19 protein-coding genes are annotated in these 21,358 nt (G+C 64.7%); 17 read left to right on the top strand and 2 right to left on the bottom strand.

Going from position 1 to position 21,358, the window contains the following annotated elements:
* Nucleotides 1-241: 241 nt before the first annotated feature.
* The 6 genes from ruvA (at nucleotide 242) to SD72_RS06090 (ending at nucleotide 7,809) form a co-directional block, all read left to right on the top strand.
* Nucleotides 242-850: a Holliday junction branch migration protein RuvA gene (gene ruvA, locus SD72_RS06115; RefSeq protein WP_042543539.1), complete on the top strand. Its 609-nt coding sequence runs from the start codon at nucleotides 242-244 to the stop codon at nucleotides 848-850.
* Nucleotides 847-1,890, top strand: a complete 1,044-nt coding sequence (gene ruvB, locus SD72_RS06110; RefSeq protein WP_042543538.1) for a Holliday junction branch migration DNA helicase RuvB — start codon at nucleotides 847-849, stop codon at nucleotides 1,888-1,890. Before ruvA ends, ruvB begins: the two co-directional genes overlap by 4 nt.
* Before the next feature lie 92 nt (nucleotides 1,891-1,982).
* Entirely contained in the window at nucleotides 1,983-2,414 is a 432-nt protein-coding gene (gene yajC / locus SD72_RS06105) for a preprotein translocase subunit YajC (RefSeq protein WP_042543537.1), read from the top strand.
* 53 nt (nucleotides 2,415-2,467) lie between these two features.
* Complete coding sequence (secD, locus tag SD72_RS06100) at nucleotides 2,468-4,312, top strand: protein translocase subunit SecD (protein WP_042543536.1); 1,845 nt, start codon at nucleotides 2,468-2,470, stop codon at nucleotides 4,310-4,312.
* A gap of 1 nt (nucleotide 4,313) precedes the next feature.
* Nucleotides 4,314-5,345 carry a protein translocase subunit SecF gene (gene secF, locus SD72_RS06095; protein ID WP_042543535.1) on the top strand — a complete coding sequence of 344 codons (1,032 nt, stop codon included), beginning with the start codon at nucleotides 4,314-4,316 and terminating at the stop codon, nucleotides 5,343-5,345.
* Between the two features lie 163 nt (nucleotides 5,346-5,508).
* Complete coding sequence (locus SD72_RS06090; protein ID WP_084766816.1) at nucleotides 5,509-7,809, top strand: RelA/SpoT family protein; 2,301 nt, start codon at nucleotides 5,509-5,511, stop codon at nucleotides 7,807-7,809.
* Here SD72_RS06090 and SD72_RS06085 read toward each other — a convergent pair.
* Both SD72_RS06085 and SD72_RS06080 read right to left on the bottom strand, forming a co-directional pair.
* Complete coding sequence (locus SD72_RS06085) at nucleotides 7,806-8,387, bottom strand: hypothetical protein (protein WP_042543533.1); 582 nt, start codon at nucleotides 8,385-8,387, stop codon at nucleotides 7,806-7,808. The two genes, SD72_RS06090 and SD72_RS06085, sit on opposite strands and share 4 nt — an antisense overlap.
* A gap of 97 nt (nucleotides 8,388-8,484) precedes the next feature.
* Nucleotides 8,485-9,711, bottom strand: a complete 1,227-nt coding sequence (locus tag SD72_RS06080; RefSeq protein WP_232299658.1) for a DUF349 domain-containing protein — start codon at nucleotides 9,709-9,711, stop codon at nucleotides 8,485-8,487.
* Nucleotides 9,712-9,884: 173 nt separating this feature from the next.
* Between SD72_RS06080 and SD72_RS06075 the strand changes: the two genes are divergently transcribed.
* From SD72_RS06075 to SD72_RS06025, 11 genes are all read left to right on the top strand, one after another.
* On the top strand, nucleotides 9,885-11,216 hold the full coding sequence (locus SD72_RS06075) for a replication-associated recombination protein A (RefSeq protein WP_042543571.1): 1,332 nt from the start codon (nucleotides 9,885-9,887) through the stop codon (nucleotides 11,214-11,216).
* Nucleotides 11,217-11,457: 241 nt separating this feature from the next.
* Nucleotides 11,458-12,087 carry a 30S ribosomal protein S4 gene (gene rpsD / locus SD72_RS06070; protein WP_042543532.1) on the top strand — a complete coding sequence of 210 codons (630 nt, stop codon included), beginning with the start codon at nucleotides 11,458-11,460 and terminating at the stop codon, nucleotides 12,085-12,087.
* A 153-nt stretch (nucleotides 12,088-12,240) separates the two neighbouring features.
* Nucleotides 12,241-12,450 carry a hypothetical protein gene (locus tag SD72_RS06065; RefSeq protein ID WP_232299657.1) on the top strand — a complete coding sequence of 70 codons (210 nt, stop codon included), beginning with the start codon at nucleotides 12,241-12,243 and terminating at the stop codon, nucleotides 12,448-12,450.
* A 127-nt stretch (nucleotides 12,451-12,577) separates the two neighbouring features.
* The gene (gene alaS / locus SD72_RS06060) at nucleotides 12,578-15,262 is read left to right on the top strand and encodes an alanine--tRNA ligase (RefSeq protein ID WP_042543531.1); all 2,685 of its coding nucleotides are present in this window, start codon (nucleotides 12,578-12,580) and stop codon (nucleotides 15,260-15,262) included.
* A gap of 3 nt (nucleotides 15,263-15,265) precedes the next feature.
* A complete protein-coding gene (gene ruvX, locus SD72_RS06055; RefSeq protein WP_084766814.1) occupies nucleotides 15,266-15,763 on the top strand; it encodes a Holliday junction resolvase RuvX in 498 nt (165 codons plus the stop codon).
* A complete protein-coding gene (gene mltG, locus SD72_RS06050; protein ID WP_042543530.1) occupies nucleotides 15,760-16,905 on the top strand; it encodes an endolytic transglycosylase MltG in 1,146 nt (381 codons plus the stop codon). The genes ruvX and mltG overlap by 4 nt, the downstream gene beginning before the upstream one ends.
* Before the next feature lie 3 nt (nucleotides 16,906-16,908).
* The gene (locus SD72_RS06045; protein ID WP_042543529.1) at nucleotides 16,909-17,781 is read left to right on the top strand and encodes a shikimate dehydrogenase family protein; all 873 of its coding nucleotides are present in this window, start codon (nucleotides 16,909-16,911) and stop codon (nucleotides 17,779-17,781) included.
* Nucleotides 17,782-17,786: 5 nt separating this feature from the next.
* Nucleotides 17,787-18,983, top strand: coding sequence for a chorismate synthase (gene aroC / locus SD72_RS06040; RefSeq protein ID WP_042543528.1), 1,197 nt, complete (start codon nucleotides 17,787-17,789; stop codon nucleotides 18,981-18,983).
* 107 nt (nucleotides 18,984-19,090) lie between these two features.
* Nucleotides 19,091-19,879: a shikimate kinase gene (locus SD72_RS17330; RefSeq protein WP_232299656.1), complete on the top strand. Its 789-nt coding sequence runs from the start codon at nucleotides 19,091-19,093 to the stop codon at nucleotides 19,877-19,879.
* A gap of 2 nt (nucleotides 19,880-19,881) precedes the next feature.
* Nucleotides 19,882-20,964 (top strand): 3-dehydroquinate synthase, encoded by a 1,083-nt coding sequence (aroB, locus tag SD72_RS06030; RefSeq protein ID WP_042543527.1) that lies wholly within the window; start codon nucleotides 19,882-19,884, stop codon nucleotides 20,962-20,964.
* 38 nt (nucleotides 20,965-21,002) lie between these two features.
* A complete protein-coding gene (locus SD72_RS06025; protein ID WP_042543526.1) occupies nucleotides 21,003-21,356 on the top strand; it encodes a helix-turn-helix domain-containing protein in 354 nt (117 codons plus the stop codon).
* Nucleotides 21,357-21,358: the final 2 nt, after the last annotated feature.

The following is a 21,358-nucleotide window of genomic DNA, read 5'->3' as shown; positions in this document are numbered from 1 at the left end:
CGCTTCCACCCCCGGGCGTTCCCACCCCCGGGCGCTTCCACCCCCCGGGGAACTTGATGTCAGTTTGGTCAATTGTGGGGCCGAAAAGGGCCCCTATCCCGCCCAAACTGACATGGAGTTGCGGGGAGGGGCTGGGAAAGCGGGGCCGCGGCGGGTCAGGGCACCGATCTGTTCGCACATATGTTCGAAGCAGCGGTGTGGCGCTGCGGGAGATCGGGTGCCAGCGCCATAAGCTTGGCGTGTGATTGCTTCATTACGCGGTGAGGTGCTGGCCTCAGGGGCTGGCTGGGTTGTGCTCGGAGTTGGCGGGGTCGGCATGCGTGTCGAGGTGCCAAGCGGCCGAACGGCCCAGCGGACGCCGGGGGAGCAGCTCTTCCTGCACACATCGCTCATCGTCCGCGAGGACTCGCTGACGCTCTACGGCTTCGAGACCGAGGCGGAGCTCGCGGTGTTCGGCGTGCTCATCGGCGTCTCAGGCGTTGGCCCGCGCTCCGGCCTCGGCGTGCTCTCCGAGCTGTCGCCAGCCGAGATCGTGCGGGCGGTCGCATCTGAGGACGATAAGCCGTTCCGCAAGGTGTCGGGCATCGGGCCAAAGACAGCGAAGCTCATCACTGTCTCGCTTGCTGGCAAGCTCAGCGCGCTCGACATTCAGGACGACGCGGGCCAGGTCCCGCAGCTCGCACCGGACGAAGCGCTCACGGAGGCCGTGACTGAGGGCCTCCAGGGTCTCGGCTGGGGCGAGGCAGAGGCGCGCCAGGCCGTGCTCGACGCGCGCGACGCAGGGGCAGAGATGACGAACGCGCAGTTGCTGCGTTCGGCGCTTGCGCTCCTCCAGCGGGGCCGCCGATGAGCGCGCAGTCGGGTGCGCAGTCGGGTGCACCGTCGGGCGCGCAGCCGTCGGGCGAGCTCTCACCGCAGGCGCTCCCAACCGAGGTGAGCTACGAGGGTGCACTTCGCCCCGGCTCGCTCGCCGAGTTTGTCGGCCAGGAAAAGGTGCGCGAGCAGCTTGGACTGCTGCTCGGCGCAGCCCAGATCGAATCGCGCACCCCGGACCACATCCTGCTCGCTGGCCCCCCAGGGCTCGGCAAGACGACGCTGTCGATGATCGTGGCAACGGAACTCGGCGTTCCGCTGCAGCAGACCTCGGGACCAGCGATCCAGCACGCAGGCGACCTTGCCGCCGTGCTCTCAGCGCTGACGCCAGGCGAGGTGCTCTTCATTGATGAGATCCACCGCATGGCGCGAAGCGCTGAGGAGATGCTCTACCTCGCGATGGAGGACTTCAAGGTCGACATCATGGTCGGCAAGGGGGCGGGCGCGACTTCGATCCCGCTTGAGCTCTCGCCGTTCACGCTCGTGGGGGCGACGACGCGCGCCGGCCTGCTCCCGAACCCGCTTCGGGATCGCTTTGGCTTCACCGCGCACCTCGAGTACTACGCGAACAGCGAGCTCGAGGGGGTGCTTGCGCGCGCGGCTGGGTTGCTCGACTTCCCCCTTGACACCGCTGGTGTTGTGGAGATCGCTGGCCGCTCGCGCGGTACGCCACGTATCGCGAACAGGCTGCTGCGCCGGGTGCGCGACTATACCCTCGTGCACGGCACGCAGCCCGACTCGAAATCGGTGAAGGCTGCGCTCTCGCTCTACGACGTCGACGAGCACGGTCTCGACAGGCTCGACCGCGAGGTGCTCCGGATCATCGTTGAGCGGTTCGCGGGCGGGCCCGTCGGGTTGTCAACGCTCGCAGCTTCCGTCGGTGAGGAGGCGGAGACGATCGAGGCAGTCGTGGAACCGTTCCTCATGCGTGCTGGGCTCATCGCCCGGTCGCCGCGCGGGAGGATCGCAACGGCACTCGGTTGGACGCATCTCGGGATCGCACCACCCACCGCATAGTGTTCGGTCACTCGCAGGAAAGCCCGCTAGACTTGTGCGGTCCGTGCGTGTTCAATGGCGCGCTCCACATTCTTTGAAAGGGTCAACGCCTCATGGATCCGATGACACTCATCATGCTCGGCCTCGTCGCCGTGCTTATCTTCTTCATGTTCCGCAACAGCAAGAAGCGCCAGTCGCAGATGGCTGAAATGCAGAACAACATGCAGCCGGGTGCTGAGGTGATGCTCCAGTCGGGCATCTTCGGCACGATCATCGCGGTTGATGATGAAGAGAACCGAGTTACTGTCATGAGCGGGACGAGCACCATCGTTGTGCACCGCAACGCCATCGGTCAGATCGTTACCCCGGTAGATGCACCGGTTGAGGAGAGCGAAGCAGCGACGCTCGCCCCCGACGATGACCCGACGTTCGGCGAGCGCTTCACCGCAGCAGAAGCTGCTCCTACTGCGGATGACGCAGTGGTAGAGATTGAAGACGTTCCAGCGGTCGAGAAGACTGAAGACAAGAACTCCGACAAGGAGTAACTAATCTCCGGTGCGGTTCGCCGCACCGTATATCTGAAAGCGAGACAGCTGTCTTGGCGAAACCATCAGTCGCGCCTGCGGTGAAGAGCGCCCGGCGCTCTCTCATTCTTCTGCTTGCGCTCATCATCGGTCTGACCGGCCTCATCACTCTCGGCGTTTACCGCAGCGATGCGACGTGGACGCCAAAACTCGCACTCGACCTGCAGGGCGGAACACAGATTCTGCTCGCTGCAAACCAGAAAGACGGCAAGGCCGTCACCGGTGAGCAGCTCGATCAGGCCGTGTCGATTCTTCGTCAGCGCGTGAACGCTTCTGGCGTTTCCGAAGCGGAGATCACCACACAGGGAAACAACCACATCTCGGTTGCTATCCCAGGCAAGGTTGACGAAGACACACTCAAGCGGATCCAGGCATCAGCTGCGCTCGACTTCCGTGGAGTATTCCTCGAAGCGCCAGTCACCGCGGGGAACCCGGACGCCGAGGGCGAGAACGCTGCCGGAGCCGATTCGGCAGACGGCGCAGCCTCGGCGGACGGTGCCGAGGGAGCGGACGGTGCCGCAGCAGACGGCGCCGACGCCGCGACCGATGGCGACGCGGCTGACGATCCAGCCGCGTCAGACGCGGCAGCTGAGACGGACACCGGCGACCTGTATCCGGACCCGCTACCGACTGATCCGGCAGACCAGGCATGGCTCACACAGGCGCTCGTCGACAAGTTCGCTGCCTTCACCTGCTCGTCTGACAGTGCACTCGAGGTCGCAAATGCGCCTGCGGATCGGCCTCTCATCACCTGTGATGAGACCGGTTTGATGAAGTACATCGTCGGCCCTGTGGAACTCACCGGTGAAGTGATCACCGACGCTGTCTCGCAGCAGCAGTCCATCCAGGGCGGCGGCGGCACCACCGGCCGGTGGGAAGTTGCAATCACGATGAACAAGCAGGGCGCGAAGGACTTCGGCAAGGTCAGCAACCGTCTGTTCGGCCAGCAGGAGCCCCTGAACCAGTTCGCGTTCGTCCTCGACGGCAAGGTCATCTCCGCGCCGACTATGAATGCGCAGATCCTTGACGGTCGCCCCGCGATTTCGGGCAACTTTACGAAGGAATCTTCGCAGGTGCTCGCCGATCAGCTGAAGTTCGGTGCGCTGCCCATCAGCTTCACCGTTCAGAGCCAGGAAGACATTTCGTCGACGCTCGGCTCGAACCAGCTGCTCGGAGGCTTGCTCGCAGGGCTTATCGGTCTCGGCCTTGTTGTCGTGTACTCGCTATTCCAGTACCGGCTGCTCGGAACGCTGACCATCGCGTCCCTCGGTATCGCGGCCGTTGTGACCTACCTGCTGCTCACGTTCTTCTCATGGCGGCAGGGGTACCGACTATCCCTTGCCGGCGTCGCCGGTATCATCGTGGCGATCGGCTTCACGGCGGACTCCTTCATTGTCTACTTCGAGCGCATTCGCGATCAGCTGCGTGACGGCTTCGGCATCACCGCGGCTGTCGAGGGCGGCTGGAAGCGCGCGCTGCGCACAATTCTTGCCTCGGACGGCGTGAACCTGCTCGCTGCGGCGGTACTCTTCGTTCTCGCCGTCGGCAACGTGAAGGGCTTCGCGTTCACGCTCGGTCTCACCACCATCGTCGACGTGCTTGTGGTCTCGTTGTTCACGCATCCGATGATGACGCTCCTCGCGCGCACCAAGATCTACTCCGGCGGCTACAAGTTCTCGGGTCTTGATCCTCGCCAGCTCGGCGCGGTCTACCAGGGACGCATGGCGTTCCGCGAGCCGGTTGTCGCAACCAAGGGAAGCGGCAAGAAGGTCGCGAAGAGTCGTGGTGAGGCAGAACGCCGCCAGACGATTGCCGAGCGCAAGGCAGCTGAAACTGCCGGCGCAGGAAAGGAGAGCTAATATGGCTCGCTCGTTCGCAGAATTCGGCAACGCGCTCTACACCGGAGAGAAGTCGATCAACTTCGTCGGTAAGCGGAAGCTGTGGTACACGATCTCGGCCGTGCTGCTGATCATCGCGGTGCTTGGGCCGTTCGTTCGCGGTGGCTTCCAGCTCGGCATCGAGTTCACTGGCGGTAGCCAGTTCCAGGTGCACGTCACGAGTGACGTTGAGCGCGACCCAGCTATCGCTACCAAGGCGGTCGAGGAGACGCTGCCCGGCAGCGTTCCCCGTATCTCTGTCCTCGGACAGAGCGAGGTCCGCGTGCAGACGGAGGCCCTCGACGACGCCCAGAATAGGGCTGTCAGCGAGGCGCTAGCCGAAGGGTATGGCGTTTCAACCGACGAGGTCACGTACTCCTTCATCGGGCCGGTGTGGGGCCAGGACATCACGAAGCAGGCGATCATCGCGCTCATCGTGTTTATCCTGCTCGCAGCAGTGGTGATGGCGCTCTACTTCAGAACGTGGAAGATGTCGCTCGCTGCGATGCTTGCGCTCTTCCACGACCTCATCATCACGGCCGGTATCTACGGGCTTGCTGGGTTCGAGGTCACGCCAGCGGCAATGATTGGCTTCCTCACGATCCTCGGCTACTCGCTCTACGACACGGTGGTTGTCTTCGACAAGATCCGTGAGAACACGAGCCCCGGTGAGCTGAGCGACGCGAGAACGTTCGGTGAGGCCGTGAACCTTGCGGTGAACCAGACGCTTGTGCGCTCGATCAACACTTCGGTTGTTGCACTGCTGCCGGTCGCGTCGATTCTGTTCGTTGGTGCTGGCCTCCTCGGGGCAGGCACGCTGCGCGACATTTCGCTCGCGCTGTTCATCGGCATCATCGCTGGCGCCTACTCGACGATCTTCGTCGCAGCTCCCGCATACGCGCACCTGCGCGCCGGTGAGGCTGGCGTCAAGGAACGCGACGAGCGTGTGCTGCGTCAGCGCGCCAAGCAAGAAGCGGATGCCGACGCTGACGCTGAAGCAGGAGCCACGGTCTAATACGCCAGAGTGCAATCCGCTGCAGTGTAATACGCCGCAGTGCAGCAGAAGAGGGACCGCCTACGTGAAGTAGGCGGTCCCTCTTCGTGTCTCAGCAGGAATCGCCAACCCTCGCTCCAAGATTGGGACGAAATGCTGCTGTTTCCCGCAGCCGATTCATGGAATGCGCACACCCTGGTGTAGCGTTCTAGAAGTTGAGGAGGCTGCGGTGGTGAGTTCAGACGCGACACAGGCGAGTACGACTTCGCTGCGCCGTTTGGTGCCGCGGATTTTCTCCCGCGGTGCGACACACGGTGCGATCGAAGAAATGATGCGAACGGTGCGGGCAAACTATCCGCGCGCGGACCTCTCGGTGATCTCGAGAGCGTACGACGTTGCAGAGCGCGCGCATCGCGGTCAGAAACGCAAGAGCGGCGAGCCGTACATCACGCACCCGATTGCGGTATCAAAGATTCTCGCGGATCTTGGCGTCGCGCCTGTTGCGATCGCTGCCGCGTTGCTGCACGACACGGTCGAGGACACCGACTACTCGCTCGAAGAGCTGACAACTGACTTTGGCGAGGAAATCGCCATGCTCGTCGACGGCGTCACGAAGCTCGACAAGGTCAAGTACGGTGACTCCGCGCAGGCCGAGACGGTGCGCAAGATGGTCGTGGCGATGTCGAAAGACATTCGTGTGCTCGTCATCAAGCTTGCCGACCGGCTCCACAACGCCCGCACGTGGGGGTTCGTCTCCGGCGACTCCGCGAAGCGCAAGGCGCAGGAGACGCTCGAGATTTATGCGCCGCTCGCGCACCGCCTCGGAATCCAGTCGATGAAGACTGAGCTTGAGGATCTTTCGTTCGCCGTGCTCAAGCCCAAGCTGTACGCGGAGATCGAGAATCTCGTGAAGCAGCGCAACCCCCAGCGCGATGAGCTCGTTGGCAAGGTCATCGGGTCGATCGAGACCGATCTCAGGGAGTCCCGCATCAAGGGCGAGGTCACCGGGCGACCAAAAGAGCTGTATTCGATTTACCAGAAGATGATCGTCCGAGGCCGCGACTTCGACGACATCTACGACCTCGTGGGAATCCGCGTGCTCGTCAACTCGATCCGCGATTGCTACGCGGTGCTTGGCGCGGTACACGCACGATGGACGCCGATCCCTGGGCGCTTCAAGGACTACATCGCGACGCCTAAGTTCAACCTGTACCAGTCACTGCACACGACGGTTATCGGACCTGACGGCCGGGCGGTCGAGATTCAGATTCGTACGGTCGAAATGCACCAGCGTGCAGAGTACGGTGTCGCCGCGCACTGGAAGTACAAGCAGCGCCAGCAGGGCGCCGACAAGCATACGGCGTCGAACGACATGGCCTGGCTCGCGCACATTTCGGACTGGCAGGCCGAGACCGAGGACCCGAGCGAGTTCTTGGACGCGCTGCGCTTCGAGATTGGCGCGAAGGAAGTGTACGTGTTCACGCCGAAGGGGCGCGTCATCGGACTTCCAGCCGGCGGCACGACCGTCGACTTCGCCTACGCGGTGCACACGGAGGTCGGGCATCGGACAATGGGCGCGCGCGTCAATGGGCGCCTCGTCCCGCTAGAGACGGCGCTGCAGAACGGCGACGTCGTCGAGGTATTCACTTCGAAGGACCCGAACTCGGGCCCGAACCAGGCCTGGCTCAACTTCGTGAAGAGCAAGCGGGCGCAGAACAAGATTCGGCAGTGGTTCACGAAGGAACGCCGCGAGGAAGCTGCAGAGACTGGGAAGCAGGAGCTGACTAAGACGCTGCGGCGCCAGAGCCTCCCGCTCCACCAGATCATGAATTCCGAGGCCCTGCAGCAGGTCGCACTTCAGCTGAATCACGCCGACGTCACGACCCTGTACGCGGCGATTGGTGAGGGAAACGTCTCAGCCCAGTCCGTCGTGGAAAAGGTTGCGGCGTTGATGTTCGACGACCAGGCGTCGACGGAGCCGGCCACGCTCAGTGTTCCGCTTGCGGACACGCCACGCGCACAGTCGTCGCGTGCGACCTCGAGCGGCGTGATCGTCACAGGCGCGAGCGACGTGCTCGCCAAGCTCGCGAAGTGCTGCACGCCCGTGCCCGGCGATGAGATTCGTGGGTTTGTGACGAAGGGCCAGGGAGTCTCCGTTCACCGGACCGACTGCCACAACTTCAAGAACCTGCAAAACCAGCAGGAGCGGATTGTCGACGTTGAGTGGGCACCCACAACGAAGAGCGTCTTCCTCGTGCAAATCCAGGTTGAAGCGCTCGACCGATCCGGGCTGCTGTCGGACGTCACGAAGACGCTCTCCGACCACCACGTGAATATCCTCTCCGCGTCGGTGAACACATCGACCTCGCGGCTGGCGATTAGCCGATTCCTCTTTGAAATGGCAAACGCCACCCACCTCGACCACGTACTCAACGCTGTGCGGCGCATTGAGGGCGTCTACGACGTCTACCGCATCACGAACTAGCCCGGAGGGGCACCCGGCTGCGCTGCGTCCGCTAGTAGGGCTCTCAGGCGCGCCTGTGCGCGTCCGCTGTCGACACGGCTTGCCTGACGTGCGCGTTCAGCGACCTGCTCCGCAATGCCACGCTCCGAACGGAACAGAAGGCGGCAGGCCGCCCGTCGAGCAACCGTGAATTCTGAGGGTGCACGTAAGAGATCAAACGCCGTGCGCGCCCTGCTGCTCACGCGGTACCCTGCAACCTCAACGAGGTCTCCGGGAGCGAGCCTGAACGTGCTCACCAGCACGGGCATCTCGCTTGAAACGATCGAGAAGCTCGCCGGGGCGCGGCCGCGCAGCGACACGAGCCTGATCGGTTGCCCGGGGGAGCGGCTGGCCCCCCAGATCCACGCCGCAGTGTCTTCGACGGCTGCGTAGCGCTCGGCCAGCAGCCCGCCGATCGCCGCGCACCGGGTCGCGGGGCTTTCAGGCCAGGAGACTGGCCTCAAGCCTGGCCCGCACGGAACGAGCGTACCCGTGAGCACCGCTGCGGAGCGCAGGGCTGGCGGCCAGTGGTCAACGCGCGGTGCGTGGAGGGGAGTCATGGATACAGCTTCGCCGCTCCGCCCTGCTGATGCAGGCCGGAACGGCGAACTGTGGAGAAAACCGCGGAGTGCGTTGCGTGCGCGCCGCTGTTGAGGGTTAGTCGCCCAGCGCGGCGAGCCACGACTTCTGCGTGGCGAGCTTGTCCTCGGCCGAAGCCTTCGACTTAGCGTCCTTCGCAGCAGCGATCTCAGCCTCGAGCTCGGCGATCGACGCCTCGAGCTGACCGCGCAGGCCCTCGCTTCGCGCCTTCGTCTCAGGGTTCGACTTTCGCCAGTGCTCTTCTTCGAGGCTCTTCACGTGGTCCTCTACGCGGCGCAGCTGGCCCTCGGTGTCACGGAGCGACTCGCGCGGCACGCGACCGACCTCGTCCCACCGCAGCTGAACGGCGGTGAGCTGCTTGCGGGCGGCAGCGTGGTCGGTGATTTCGAGGATCGGCGTCGCGTCCTCGAGAATCGCCTGCTTGGCAACGAGGTTTTCCTGGTACTCCTCGTTGGTCTGCGCGACCTCTTCGGCCTTGGCCTGGTACAGCACGTCGCCGGCTGCCTTGAAGCGTGCCCAGAGCTGGTCGTCGAGCTTGCGGCTCGCGCGCCCTGCCTGCTTCCACTCGTCGAGCAGGTTGCGGTAAGCGGGGATGCCGTCGAGCCCGCGGTCGGCGAGTGCTTCGGCCGAAGCGATGAGACGCTCCTTGCGGCTCTTGACGTCCTTGTTGTTCGCATCCATCTGCGAGAAGTGGGCGCGGCGGGCGGTGTCGAAGCTCTGGCGCGCTGCGCGGAACCGCTTCCACAGTGCGTCGGCCTGCTGCTTCGGCACGTGGGGGCCGGAGCGCTGGGCGTTCTGCCACTCGGTGAAGAGCCGCTCGAATGCGGTGCTCGTGTCCTTCCACCGGATCGAAGCTTCCGGCTGCGCCGCAAGCTGTTCCGCTTCTGTGACGATGGCCTCACGCTTCGCGAGGGCTTCTTCCTTCGCCGCTTCGCGCTCCTGCTGCTGCTGCTCGCCGAACGCTGCTGCCTTCTCGGCAAGCTTGGCGACGCGCCCGCGCAGGGCGTCGATGTTGCCGACAGCGGCTGGCTCAACGAGCTGTTCCTGCAGCTTTGCCACGGTGCCCGCGACGGATGCGTCAGCGGTGCCCCGGGCGATGCGCGCCTCAAGCAGCGTCACCGCACCAGCAAGGTCCGCAAACTTTCGTTCAAAGTAGGCGAGTGCCTCTTCTGGCGTGCCGTCAGGGAAAGAGCCGACGGCGCGTTCGCCCTCGTTCTCCCGTACGTACACCGTACGGTCCTCGTCGACCCTGCCCCAGGGCATCTCGTTCGTCGCTTCACTCACCGTGTTGCTCACCTGTCGTGTGGGATCGGCTTGACCGACCGCGTTACTAGATAGACCCCTCCACTATGCCACAGCGAGCCCCGCTGAGCATGATTGTCGGCGGTGCTCGGTAGCATTGGAGCGTGTCCCAGTTTCAAGGTACGTCCGCCGCAACGGCTCCGCTCGCCGTGCGCATGCGCCCGCGATCACTCGATGAGGTAGTGGGGCAGAAGCATTTGTTGCGCGCTGGATCGCCGCTGCGAGTCATTGCGAGCGACCAAGACGGCTCGGCGGTTTCGGTGATTCTCTGGGGCCCTCCCGGCACGGGAAAGACGACGATGGCGCAGGCAATCGCCCATACGAGCGGTCGGCGTTTCGTCGAACTTTCTGCGGTGACGGCCGGGATCAAAGACGTGCGCACCGTGATGGAGCGTGCGCTGAACGATCGCGACCTATACGACATCGCTACGGTTCTCTTCCTCGACGAGATCCACCGCTTCACGAAAGCGCAGCAGGATGCGCTGCTGCCCGGTGTCGAGAACGGGTGGGTGACGCTGATCGCAGCGACGACCGAGAACCCATCCTTCTCGGTGATCAGCCCGCTGCTGTCGCGCTCGCTGCTACTCACGCTCGAGACACTGAGCGACGCCGACATCGCCGAACTCCTTGATCGGGCTGTCGCTGATCCGCGCGGTCTCGGCGGCGCGGTCGAGCTCACTGCGGAGGGGCGCGACGCGCTCGTGCAGCTCTCCTCAGGGGATGCTCGGCGCGCGTTGACGGGTCTTGAAGCCGCAGCCGGCTCCGCGCTTGCCTCGGCCGAGTCAGGAGAGTCGGACGAGTCGGAAGCGCCAGGAGAGTCGTCCGAGCCAGACGGGGACACGCCGAAGCCCAAGGAGATCACGGCTGAGCTGGTGTCGCTCGCGGTGGATCGCGCCCTGCTCCGGTACGACAAAGACGGCGATCAGCACTACGACGTCATCAGCGCGTTCATCAAGTCGATGCGCGGTTCCGATCCCGACGCGGCGATTCACTACCTGGCGCGCATGATTGAGGCGGGGGAGGATCCGCGGTTCATTGCGCGCAGGCTGATGGTTCATGCTGCCGAGGATGTCGGACTCGCGGACCCGCAGGCGCTCACGATCGCCGTCGCGGCAGCGCAAGCGACGCAGCTCATCGGGTTGCCTGAGGCGCGGATCCCGCTCGCCGAGGCAACGATTTACATCGCGACGGCGCCGAAGTCCAACGCGGTGATCTCGGCAATAGATGCGGCAATCGCTGACGTGAAGGCCGGCCGATTCGGTTCCGTGCCCAAGCCGCTGCGAGACGCGCACTATCCCGGGGCAAAGAAACTCGGCCACGGCAGGGGCTACCGGTACCCCCACGACGACCCGCGCGGCGTCGTGCGGCAACAGTACCTCCCGGACGAAATCGTCGGCGCCAGGTACTACGAGCCGACGTCGCACGGAAACGAGCGCGAGGTCTCCGAACGGCTCGAAAAGATCCGGCGCATCAGCCGGGGTGACTAACCGCTGCTGAGTTTCTGCTAAGCTGTTCGTTGGCCAACATGGCTCCCGCGGCAGGCTGCAGCGGGAAGCATATGGCAGGTGCCCTGTAGCCGGGTTTCTGCAACGGTCGTTCCCTCACCGAAAACGGTTTGCTGTGTCGCGTGCATTGCGAGTGAAAGCTTGTGAATGCGGGCGCAGCGTGGCCGAGAGAACATTGGGCAGCGCGTTCGCGTGTGCCCGTCAGAAACCCGAAAGGATACCCGTGTCGACTACGTCACGTACCCGCTCGCAGACGCGCTTGTCGCGTTCGCTGGGCCTCGCCCTTACCCCGAAGGCGGCTCGCTACCTCGAGAAGCGCCCCTACGGCCCAGGCCAGCACGGCCGCACCAAGCGCAAGAGCGACAGCGACTACGCCGTTCGCCTTCGTGAGAAGCAGCGTCTTCGCGCCCAGTACGGCATCCGCGAGAAGCAGCTCGTTATCACCTTCAACGAGGCACGTCGCCAGGACGGCCTGACCGGTGAGAACCTTGTCGAGCTCCTCGAAATGCGTCTCGACGCACTCGTGCTCCGCGCAGGCTTCGCGCGCACCACGGCGCAGGCTCGCCAGCTCGTTGTGCACCGCCACATCCTTGTTGACGGCAAGCTCGTCGACCGTCCCTCCTTCCGCGTGAAGCCGGGACAGCTCATCCACGTCAAGGAGCGTTCGGAAGCACTCGAGCCGTTCCAGGTTGCAGCCGCAGGCGGTCACGCCGAGGTTCTCCCGAACGTCCCCGGCTACCTCGAGGTTTCGCTCGAGAAGCTCGAGGCACGCCTGCTGCGTCGCCCGAAGCGCGCCGAGGTTCCCGTGACCTGTGAAGTTCAGCTCGTCGTCGAGTTCTACTCGGGCCGCTAAGTCTGAACGTTTGAGGGCGCTGGGATCCATCAGGAATCCAGCGCCCTTAATCATTTCCGGCATGCGTTACCGGTTAAGCTTGACCCGTATAGTTCCGCGGCGCGCAAGGTGTCGCCGCGCGACCGCAGGAGGGTGGAACACGTGCGGAAGCTAATGTTGTTCGTATTTGGAGTAGGCGCGGGTTTTTTCGCTGCGCACTTCGTTAACCAGAGGCCGGGCGGGAGGCGCTTCTTTGAGCGCCTGAACCGCGGTATCGCCGAGCTCTCAAACGCGTTCTCGAGCGGCTATGAGGCCGCTGAGCGCGAGCAGTTCGATGAGGATCTCGAGCGCACGCTCAAGGGACTCGACCACAAGGAATCCTAGGCTTCGGAATGTGGGTGGCGGGGCGCGGAAGCTTCCCGCCGCTCGCTTTCTGGCAGGGTTCACATCACACAGGCGCACGGCAGCTCAGTGTCGGCGCCCACGCACCACAAAGGACGAAGCACCGCACATGCAGACCGCCGAGATTCAACGCCGCTGGCTGAACTTCTTCGAGCAGCGAGGCCACACGGTTGTGCCCTCGGCCTCGCTCGTGAGCGACGACCCGAGCCTCATGTTCACGGTCGCCGGAATGGTTCCCTTCGTCCCTTACCTCACTGGCCTCGTCCCTGCGCCCTACGACCGCGCGACGAGTGTGCAGAAGTGCATCCGCACCAACGACATTGAAGAGGTCGGGAAGACCCCGCGTCACGGCACGTTCTTCCAGATGTGCGGCAACTTCTCCTTTGGCGACTACTTCAAAGAGGGCGCAATCAAGTTCGCTTGGGAGCTGCTGACGACCTCCGAGGCCGACGGCGGTCTCGGTTTCTCCCCAGACGACCTCTGGGTGACCGTCTACGAAGAGGACGAGGAGGCGCTCAACCTGTGGCTTGAGCACTCGTCGCTCCCGGTCGAGCGCATCCAGAAGCTCGGCAAGGACACGAACTACTGGTCAACAGGGCAGCCCGGGCCAGCCGGCCCCTGCTCGGAGATTTTCTTTGATCTCGGCCCGGAGCACGGCATCGATGGCGGACCTGCGACAGACGACGATCGCTACGTTGAGATCTGGAACCTCGTGTTCATGCAGTACCAGATCGCAGACGTGAAGTCGAAGCTCGACTTCACCATCGTCGGCGACCTGCCAAAGCAGAACATTGACACGGGCATGGGGCTCGAGCGTGTCGCCTTCATCAAGCAGGGCGTGCAGAACATGTACGAGATCGACCAGGTGCGGCCGGTACTCGATCGGGCAGCCGAACTCGCAGGAAAGACGTACGGCGCGAACACCGAAGACGACGTTCGCTTGCGCGTTATCGCTGACCACGTGCGCAGCGGCCTCATGCTCATCGCAGACGGTGTGACACCGTCGAACGAGGGGCGAGGCTACATCCTGCGCCGCCTGCTGCGGCGGGTCACGCTCTCGATGCGGCTACTCGGCGTCGAAGGCCCGAGCTTCGCGGAACTCTTCCCTGTTTCTCGCGACGCCATGCAGGCCGCTTACCCCGCTGTTGGCGAGAGCTTCGACTTTATCTCGCGTGTCGCATACGCAGAGGAGAAGACGTTCCTGCGCACGCTCGCGAGCGGGATCCAGATCCTCGACACCGCGATCGCGGCCGCCGTCGATACGTCGAAGGCCGCAGGCGGGTCGGCAAGCGTCGATGGCGACACCGCGTTCCTCCTCCACGACACCCACGGCTTCCCGGTCGAGCTCACGCTCGAGATCGCGGAAGAGGCCGGCGTGACGGTGGATCGTGCGGTGTTCGGCACGCTCATGCAGGAGCAGCGCGACCGCGCAAAGGCCGACGCGAAGGCAAAGCGCGGCCAGCAGGCAGACCTCGCGGTCTACAAGGAACTCCGCGGGCTCGGCGAGACCGCATTCGTCGGGTACGACCAGCTCACTCACGAGAGCCGCGTACTCGGGATCGTCGTAGACGGCGCCCCCGCAACGGAAGCTCGCGAGGGGCAAATCGCTGAACTCGTGCTGGCTGAGACGACCCTGTTCGCCGAATCAGGCGGTCAGGACTCCGACAACGGCGTGATCGTTGGCAACGGTTTCGAAGCAGAAGTGCTCGACGTGCAGAAGCCCGTTCAGGGACTCATTGTGCACACGGTGAAGGTCACGGTTGGCGTGATCGGTATCGACGCGCGCGCCGAAACTCGCGTCGACGCAGACTACCGTCGTGGCGCCACGCAGGCGCACTCAGCGACGCACATCGTGCACGCAGCCCTCCGCGACGTGCTCGGACCGAACGCGCATCAGGCAGGCTCGTACAACAAGGCCGGTTACATGCGGCTCGACTTCACCCACTCGGAGGCGCTGAGCGCCGCGACGAAGAGCGAGATCGAAGAGATCTCGAACCTCGCGATCCGCTCGAACTACGGCGTTGTTACCCGCGAGATGGCCCTCGACGATGCGAAGGCCATGGGGGCGATGGCGCTGTTCGGTGAGAAGTACGGCGAGCGGGTCCGCGTCGTCGACATTGGCGGCGAATGGTCGCGCGAACTCTGCGCGGGAACGCACGTCGCAACCGCCGCAGAGGTTGGCATGATCAACCTCGTCTCCGAGAGCTCTGTCGGCTCGACGAACCGCCGCGTCGAGTCGCTCGTCGGCCTCGAGGCGTTCCAGAGCTTCGCAGCCGAGCGCGCGATCGTGCAGCAGCTCGCTGGCGGGCTCCGCGTGCCACGCGCCGAGGTGGTTGCACGCGTTGAAGATCTCAGCACGCAGCTTCGCGCAGCCGAAAAGAAGATCGCAGCGCTCGAGGCGGCGAAGCTCGCTGAACGCGTGCCCGCACTGCTTGCCGCCGCGGAGCGCGTTGGGTCTGTGGCCCTCGTCGCCGCAGATCTTGGCACGGTTGGCTCACCGGACGACGTTCGCGGCCTCGTCATCCAGCTTCGCGAGAAGCTCGGTGCTGAAGCCGGAGTCGTGCTACTCGCAGGAACCGTTGCCGGCGAGGGTGCGGGTAAGCCCTTCGTCATCGCGGCAACGACTCCTGGTGCTCGCGAGCTCGGAGTAAAAGCGGGCGACCTAGCCAAGCGTGGAGCAGGAGTGCTCGGCGGCGGCGGCGGCGGAAAACCCGATCTCGCGCAGGGCGGCGGCACCGATCCAGCACAGATTCCAGCCGCGCTCGCCGAGATGCGCCGCTCGCTCGAGGCGTAGCCGGTGCGCACTGGGGTACGCCTCGGCATTGATGTGGGCAAGGCTCGCATTGGTGTCGCCAGAAGCGACATGCATGGCATGCTCGCGACACCGGTCGAGACGGTCACACGTGACCACTCCGGCGCAGCCGACCTCGCGCGCATCGCGGCGATAGCTGGCGAGCTGGAGGTGTTCGAGGTTATCGTAGGTTTACCGCTAAATCTTCGAGGCGAGCGGACGCTCTCCACAGAGGACGCTGTCGGATTCGCCGAAAAACTTGCGCTGCAGCTGCTCGGCGTAGCCGACGTGCGGCTCGTGGACGAGCGACTCTCGACGGTGTCGGCCCAGGGCCAGCTCAGGCAGGCGGGGCGGAAAACCAAGGAGAGCCGTGGGGTCATCGACCAGGCGGCGGCCGTAGTCATCCTGCAGCACGCGCTCGACGTGGAGCGCAATAGAAACGAGGCGCCAGGTGAGATTGTGGCGCCTGCCCCCGATCAACGGAGAAACGAGGACACGCCGTGAGTGACAACGACACCCGCCGCGGGCGCCGGGCGGCGAACGCACTGAGCGAAGAAGACCGGCGTTCGCGCAAACGCGGCAGAATCGTCATTTCCTCTGTTCTCATCGTGATGCTCCTCCTGGTCGGAGGCGGCGCTGCGCTGATGTGGAACACGTACGGTGAGCGGATTTCGCTCGCACTCGGTTGGTCGAGCAACGACTACGAGGGGCAGGGGAGCGGCGAGGTGCTGCTCACCATCAGCTCCGGCCAGTTCGGCGCAGACGTCGCCGAGGCGCTCGCGCAGGCTGATGTTGTGAAGTCTTCTGAAGCGTTCTACGACCTGCTGCTGCAGCAGGAAGAAGAAGTGAGCTTCCAGGTTGGCACCTACCGCCTCAAGCACCAGATGAGCGCGAAAGCTGCGCTCGCTGCGCTGCAGGACGAAGCGAATCGCATGGAACTCACCGTAACGATCCCTGAGGGAACCGCCGCGCTTGACGCGTTGGAACTCACGGCAGGCGTGGTAGACATCCCGTTCGACGACTTCAAGAAGGCTGCCGCGGATCCGGCTGCGTTCGGTGTGCCGTCCGAGTTCCCATCGATCGAGGGCTTCCTCTTCCCAGCAACGTATACGTTCGAACCCGGCGACACTGCGGAGACGATCATCCAGACGATGGTCGACCGGATGTGGCAGGCGCTCCGCGATCACGGAGTCGCTGAGGGTGATGCCTGGGAGGTACTCACGCTCGCCGCGATGGTGCAGCGCGAGGCAGGGTCACGCCTTGAGGACTTCCCGAAGGTTGCGCGGGTGTTCCTCAACCGAATCGACATTGACATGCTGCTCCAGTCTGACGCTACGGTCTCCTACGGAACGGGAAACACGCACACGGTGTGGACCACGGACGAGGAGCGCGCGGACAAGTCAAACAAGTACAACACGTACGCAAACCAGGGCCTGCCAGCCGGGCCAATCGGGCTCCCTGGCGACACCGCTATCGAAGCAGCGACGAACCCAGCAGACGGCCCGTGGCTGTACTTTATGCCCGTCGACCTCTCAAGCGGTGAAACCGAGTTTGCCGAGACGATCGAGGAGCACGACCAGAACGTGCAGAAGCTCGCTGACTGGTGCACGACGCACCGTGCCGAGGGCGGAAAGTACTGTGACTAGTCGATGAGCGAGAATCACCCGACTGACGACGAGCTTCGTCAGCCAGGGGCCGCGCTGCTCGCGGTGCTCGGTTCCCCGATTGCGCACTCGAAGTCGCCAGCCATACACGCCGCGGCCTATGAGGTGCTCGGGCTGCCGTGGAGCTACGGCCGTGAGGAGCTTGAGGTGCCAGCGCTCGAGGGCTTCCTTGCAGCGCTCGGCGATGACTGGCGTGGGCTCTCGCTCACGATGCCACTCAAAGAGGAAGCGGCGCGGTTGGCTGCCGTCACGGATCCGGTCGCGGCCGAAAGTGGTGTGGTGAACACGCTGCTGAAGCTCGCGAACGGTCCGGCGGGGGCGCCGCAGTGGGCGGGCTTCAACACGGACGTGGCTGGTCTCGCTCGGGCAATACAGCGCGCCGGTCTCGACGCGAGCTCAACGGTCGTGCTCGGAGCTGGTGCAACCGCCGTATCTGCCGTGCTCGCGGCCAGGTCGCTCGGCGCGGAACGCGTTGCGGTAGCGGCGCGCCGACCGGAGGCGGCCGAAGACATCGCGCAGCGGTTCGGCGGTGACGTGTCGGGCATGACGCTCGGCGATGAGCCTGGGTTCACCCCGACACTCATTATTTCGACACTGCCAGGGCATGCGGGGGACGCGGCGCCGGTTCCCGCGACGTTCCTCGCTGTGCCGCTGTTTGATGTTGCCTACGACCCGTGGCCGTCCCCGCTTGCCCTGCGCTGGGACGCCGCCGGCGGTGTCGCACACGCCGGCCTCGACATGCTCGTTGAGCAGGCGCTCGTGCAGATCCGCATCTTTGTGAACGGCGACCCGGACGTACCGGTCGCCGATGAGGAATCAGTGCTCGCGGCAATGCGTGCCGCGAGTGTGGAAAGATAGAACTTATGCTTCGTTGGCTTACCGCCGGGGAATCCCACGGCCCTGAACTTATTGCTGTCATCGAGGGCATGCCAGCCGGCGTGCCGATCTCCCTCGACGCGATCCGAGAGGATCTCGCGCGCCGAAAGCTTGGCTATGGCCGAGGCTCGCGCATGAAGTTTGAGCAGGATGAGCTCAACGTGTCTGGCGGTGTCGTGCAGGGCGTTACCATCGGTGGCCCAGTCGCGATCCGCATCGGCAACACCGAATGGCCAAAGTGGGCAGAGGTGATGAGTGCCGAGAAGACCGAGCTCTCAGAGAAATCGCGTGGCCGAGGCGCGGCGCTTACCCGGCCGCGGCCGGGACACGCCGACCTCGTCGGAATGCAGAAGTACGGCTTCGATGAGGCCAGGCCAGTGCTGGAGCGTGCGAGCGCTCGCGAGACTGCTGCCCGCGTGGCGCTCGGCGCTGTCGCGCGTTCCTTCCTCGCGGAGCTCGGCATCGAGCTCGTAAGCCACACGGTATCGATCGGTGACATCGTGGCACCGGCGGGCTCGGCGCTGCCGCGTCCGGCTGATGTCGCCGCGCTCGACGCTGATCCGCTGCGCTGCTTCGACGCCGAGACGAGCGCCCGCATGGTCGCCGAGGTCGACGACACGAAGAAGTCGGGCGACACCATCGGTGGCATCGTCGAGGTGCTCGCCTACGGTCTTCCGCCGGGGCTCGGATCCTACGTGCACTGGGACCGCAGGCTCGACTCGCGGCTCGCGGGCGCCCTCATGGGTATCCAAGCCATCAAGGGTGTTGAGGTCGGAGACGGCTTCGAGACGACGCGCAGGCGTGGATCCGTCGCCCACGACGAGCTGCATCTCCGTGACGGGGAGATCGTCCGTGACACCGGCCGCGCCGGTGGCATCGAGGGCGGAATGTCGACCGGGCAGGTCCTGCGCGTTCGCGCAGGGATGAAGCCGATTGCCACGGTGCCGCACGCGCTCCCGACGATCGACATTGCGACGGGCGAGGAAGCCAAGGCTCATCACCAGCGTTCAGATGTCTCCGCTGTTCCGGCGGCGGGTGTCGTCGCCGAAGCTATGGTTGCGCTGGTGCTCGCCGAGGCCGTCGTCGAAAAGTTCGGCGGCGATAGCCTCCGTGAAACGCGACGAAACCTCGACAGCTACCTCGCGGCGATCCCTGACCAGCTCGCTACCGCCAGAGAGTCGTGAGCGGGTCGCGCCGGGCTGGGCGGCGAGCAGGGGCACCAGCCGCCGCTCGTGATGCTGAGCCCAGCGGGACGAGCCGACGAGGCGACCAGCCCAAACAGGCTGCCGGAGTGACGTCGGGCGAAGCTGTTGCGCGCCCGAAACCGCACCGGCCCGCACAGGGTTCCGCGGCGCAGCGCGATCCCGCAACCGGTGACGCCGCTATCGGTGCGGCGCAACCGCGGCGCGGCGGCAAGCGCAGGCGCAGACGCCGGGGCGGCGGGAACCGGCTGCCTGAGCGCACAATCGTGTTCGTCGGCCCCATGGCCGCGGGCAAGACGAGCCTTGGCCGCCGCGTCGCGAAGGAGCTCGGCGTGCCGTTTGTCGACAGCGACGTGGTTTTCGTCCGCAGGCACGGCACCATCACTGACTTCTTCGCGTCGAACGGCGAGGCAGAGTTTCGGCGCATCGAAGAAGAGATCATCGCCGAGGAGCTCGCCCAGCCGGGTAAGCGGATCCTTGCCCTCGGCGGGGGCGCTGTGCTCTCAGCGCGCACGCGCGCTCTGCTGCAGCAGCACCCAACGATCTTGCTGATGACGACACAGGAGGCCGTGTTGCGCACAGCGAACCTGTCTCGCCGGCCGCTGCTGCGCGACGATCCGTCGTCGTGGGGGCGGATCCTTGCGGAACGCAAGCCACTGTATCTTGAGGTCGCAGACATTACGTTCCGCACGGATCGGGCGAGCAAAGAACAGCTCGCCCGGCGAGTGGTGGAATGGTTGCGGGCCTATGCGAGGCGCGAGCACGCGGCTGCCCAGGCCGCCATGAAAGCGGCGGCGCAGCCCGAGACCCACCCGAGCGGCGGGGGATCCGCGCCCGACATTGAGCAACCGAACACCGTTGGAGAGGAACAGGATTGAACATGCCTGCGACAGTCAGTGAGATCGCCGTTACCGGAGAGACGAACTATACGATCACGATTGGTCGTGACCTCTTCGACCGCGTGCCAGAGGCGCTCGGAAGCCGGGTCTCGAAGGTGCTCATTGTGCACACCTCAACGGTGGGGCGACTTGCCGACGAGCTTCGCACGTCGCTGCAGGAACAGTACGAGCAGGTGATGCTCGCGGAGATTCCCGACGCAGAGTCCGCGAAACGTGTTGAGGTCGCAGCGTTCTGCTGGCAGATTCTCGGACAGGCGGATTTCACCCGCAGCGACGCGATCATCGGCCTCGGCGGGGGAGCCGTGACTGATCTTGCTGGTTTTGTGGCTGCGACGTGGCTGCGCGGCGTTCGACTGGTGCAGATCCCGACGACGGTGCTCGGCATGGTCGATGCTGCCGTTGGGGGCAAGACCGGCATCAACACTGCTGAGGGTAAGAATCTCGTCGGTGCGTTCTACCAGCCGGCGGCGGTCATCTGTGACCTCGCTGTGCTCGATACGCTGCCGAAGAACGAGATTCGCGCGGGCTTCGCTGAGGTCGCAAAGTGCGGGTTCATCGCTGAACCGGAAATCCTCAACATCATTGAGGCCGACGTTGACCGGGCAACCGACCCCAGCACGCCGGAATTCCAGCGCGTTGTCGAGCTCTCCGTTGGGGTGAAGGCCCGCGTCGTCTCGGAAGACTTCAAGGAGGGTGGGCTCAGGGAGATCCTCAACTATGGGCACACCTTGGGGCACGCCATCGAGCACGCTGAGCGCTACCAGTGGCGCCATGGCGTAGCGATCGCGATCGGGATGATGTACGCGGCAGAGCTCGGGCGGATGGCCGGATCGCTGTCTGACGAGGTCGTCGAACGGCACAAGCGAGTGCTTGGCCTTCTCGGGCTGCCTCTCGAATACCCGGCAGGCCGCTGGCCGGGGCTGCTCGCGGCGATGCAGCGAGACAAGAAGGCTCGAGCTGGGATGCTGCGCTTTATCGTGCTCGACGATCTCGCGAAGCCGCGCGTCCTTGCCGGTGTCGATGAGTCGATGCTGCAGTTCGCGTACCAGGAAATCGCAAGCTAGCCGTCGCGCAATTTGAGAATTGCGCGTACACTGGGGGCATGAGTATCTCAGTTCCGCAGCAGCCCGGCTTCGCCGATGGCTTCCGCATGCTGCTCGGTGCTGCGGGCAATGGTGCGCTGCTCGCGGAGTTGCTCGGTGTGAAGCCCTCGCAAGTGACGCGCTGGAAGCAGGGAGCGCAGCTCCCATCGCCAGAGTCCGCACGATCCATCATGGATTTCGCGTACATTATTGCGCGCGCTGAGTCGACGATGCACACCAAGGTTGTGCCGATTTGGCTCGACTCGCCGAACCAGTTCCTCAGGGGGTCGACCCGCCGTGAGTGCATCAAGCTTGGCCGCGTTGCCGAGGTGATCGGCGCCATCGATGCCGAAGACGAGGGCGCGTACGCGTAGTC

It is taken from the genome of Leucobacter komagatae (assembly GCF_000834055.1).
GTDB classification, from domain to species: Bacteria; Actinomycetota; Actinomycetes; order Actinomycetales; family Microbacteriaceae; genus Leucobacter; species Leucobacter komagatae_A.
Note: the sequence above shows the minus strand (reverse complement) of the source record. Positions and strands in the feature narration are given on the sequence as shown.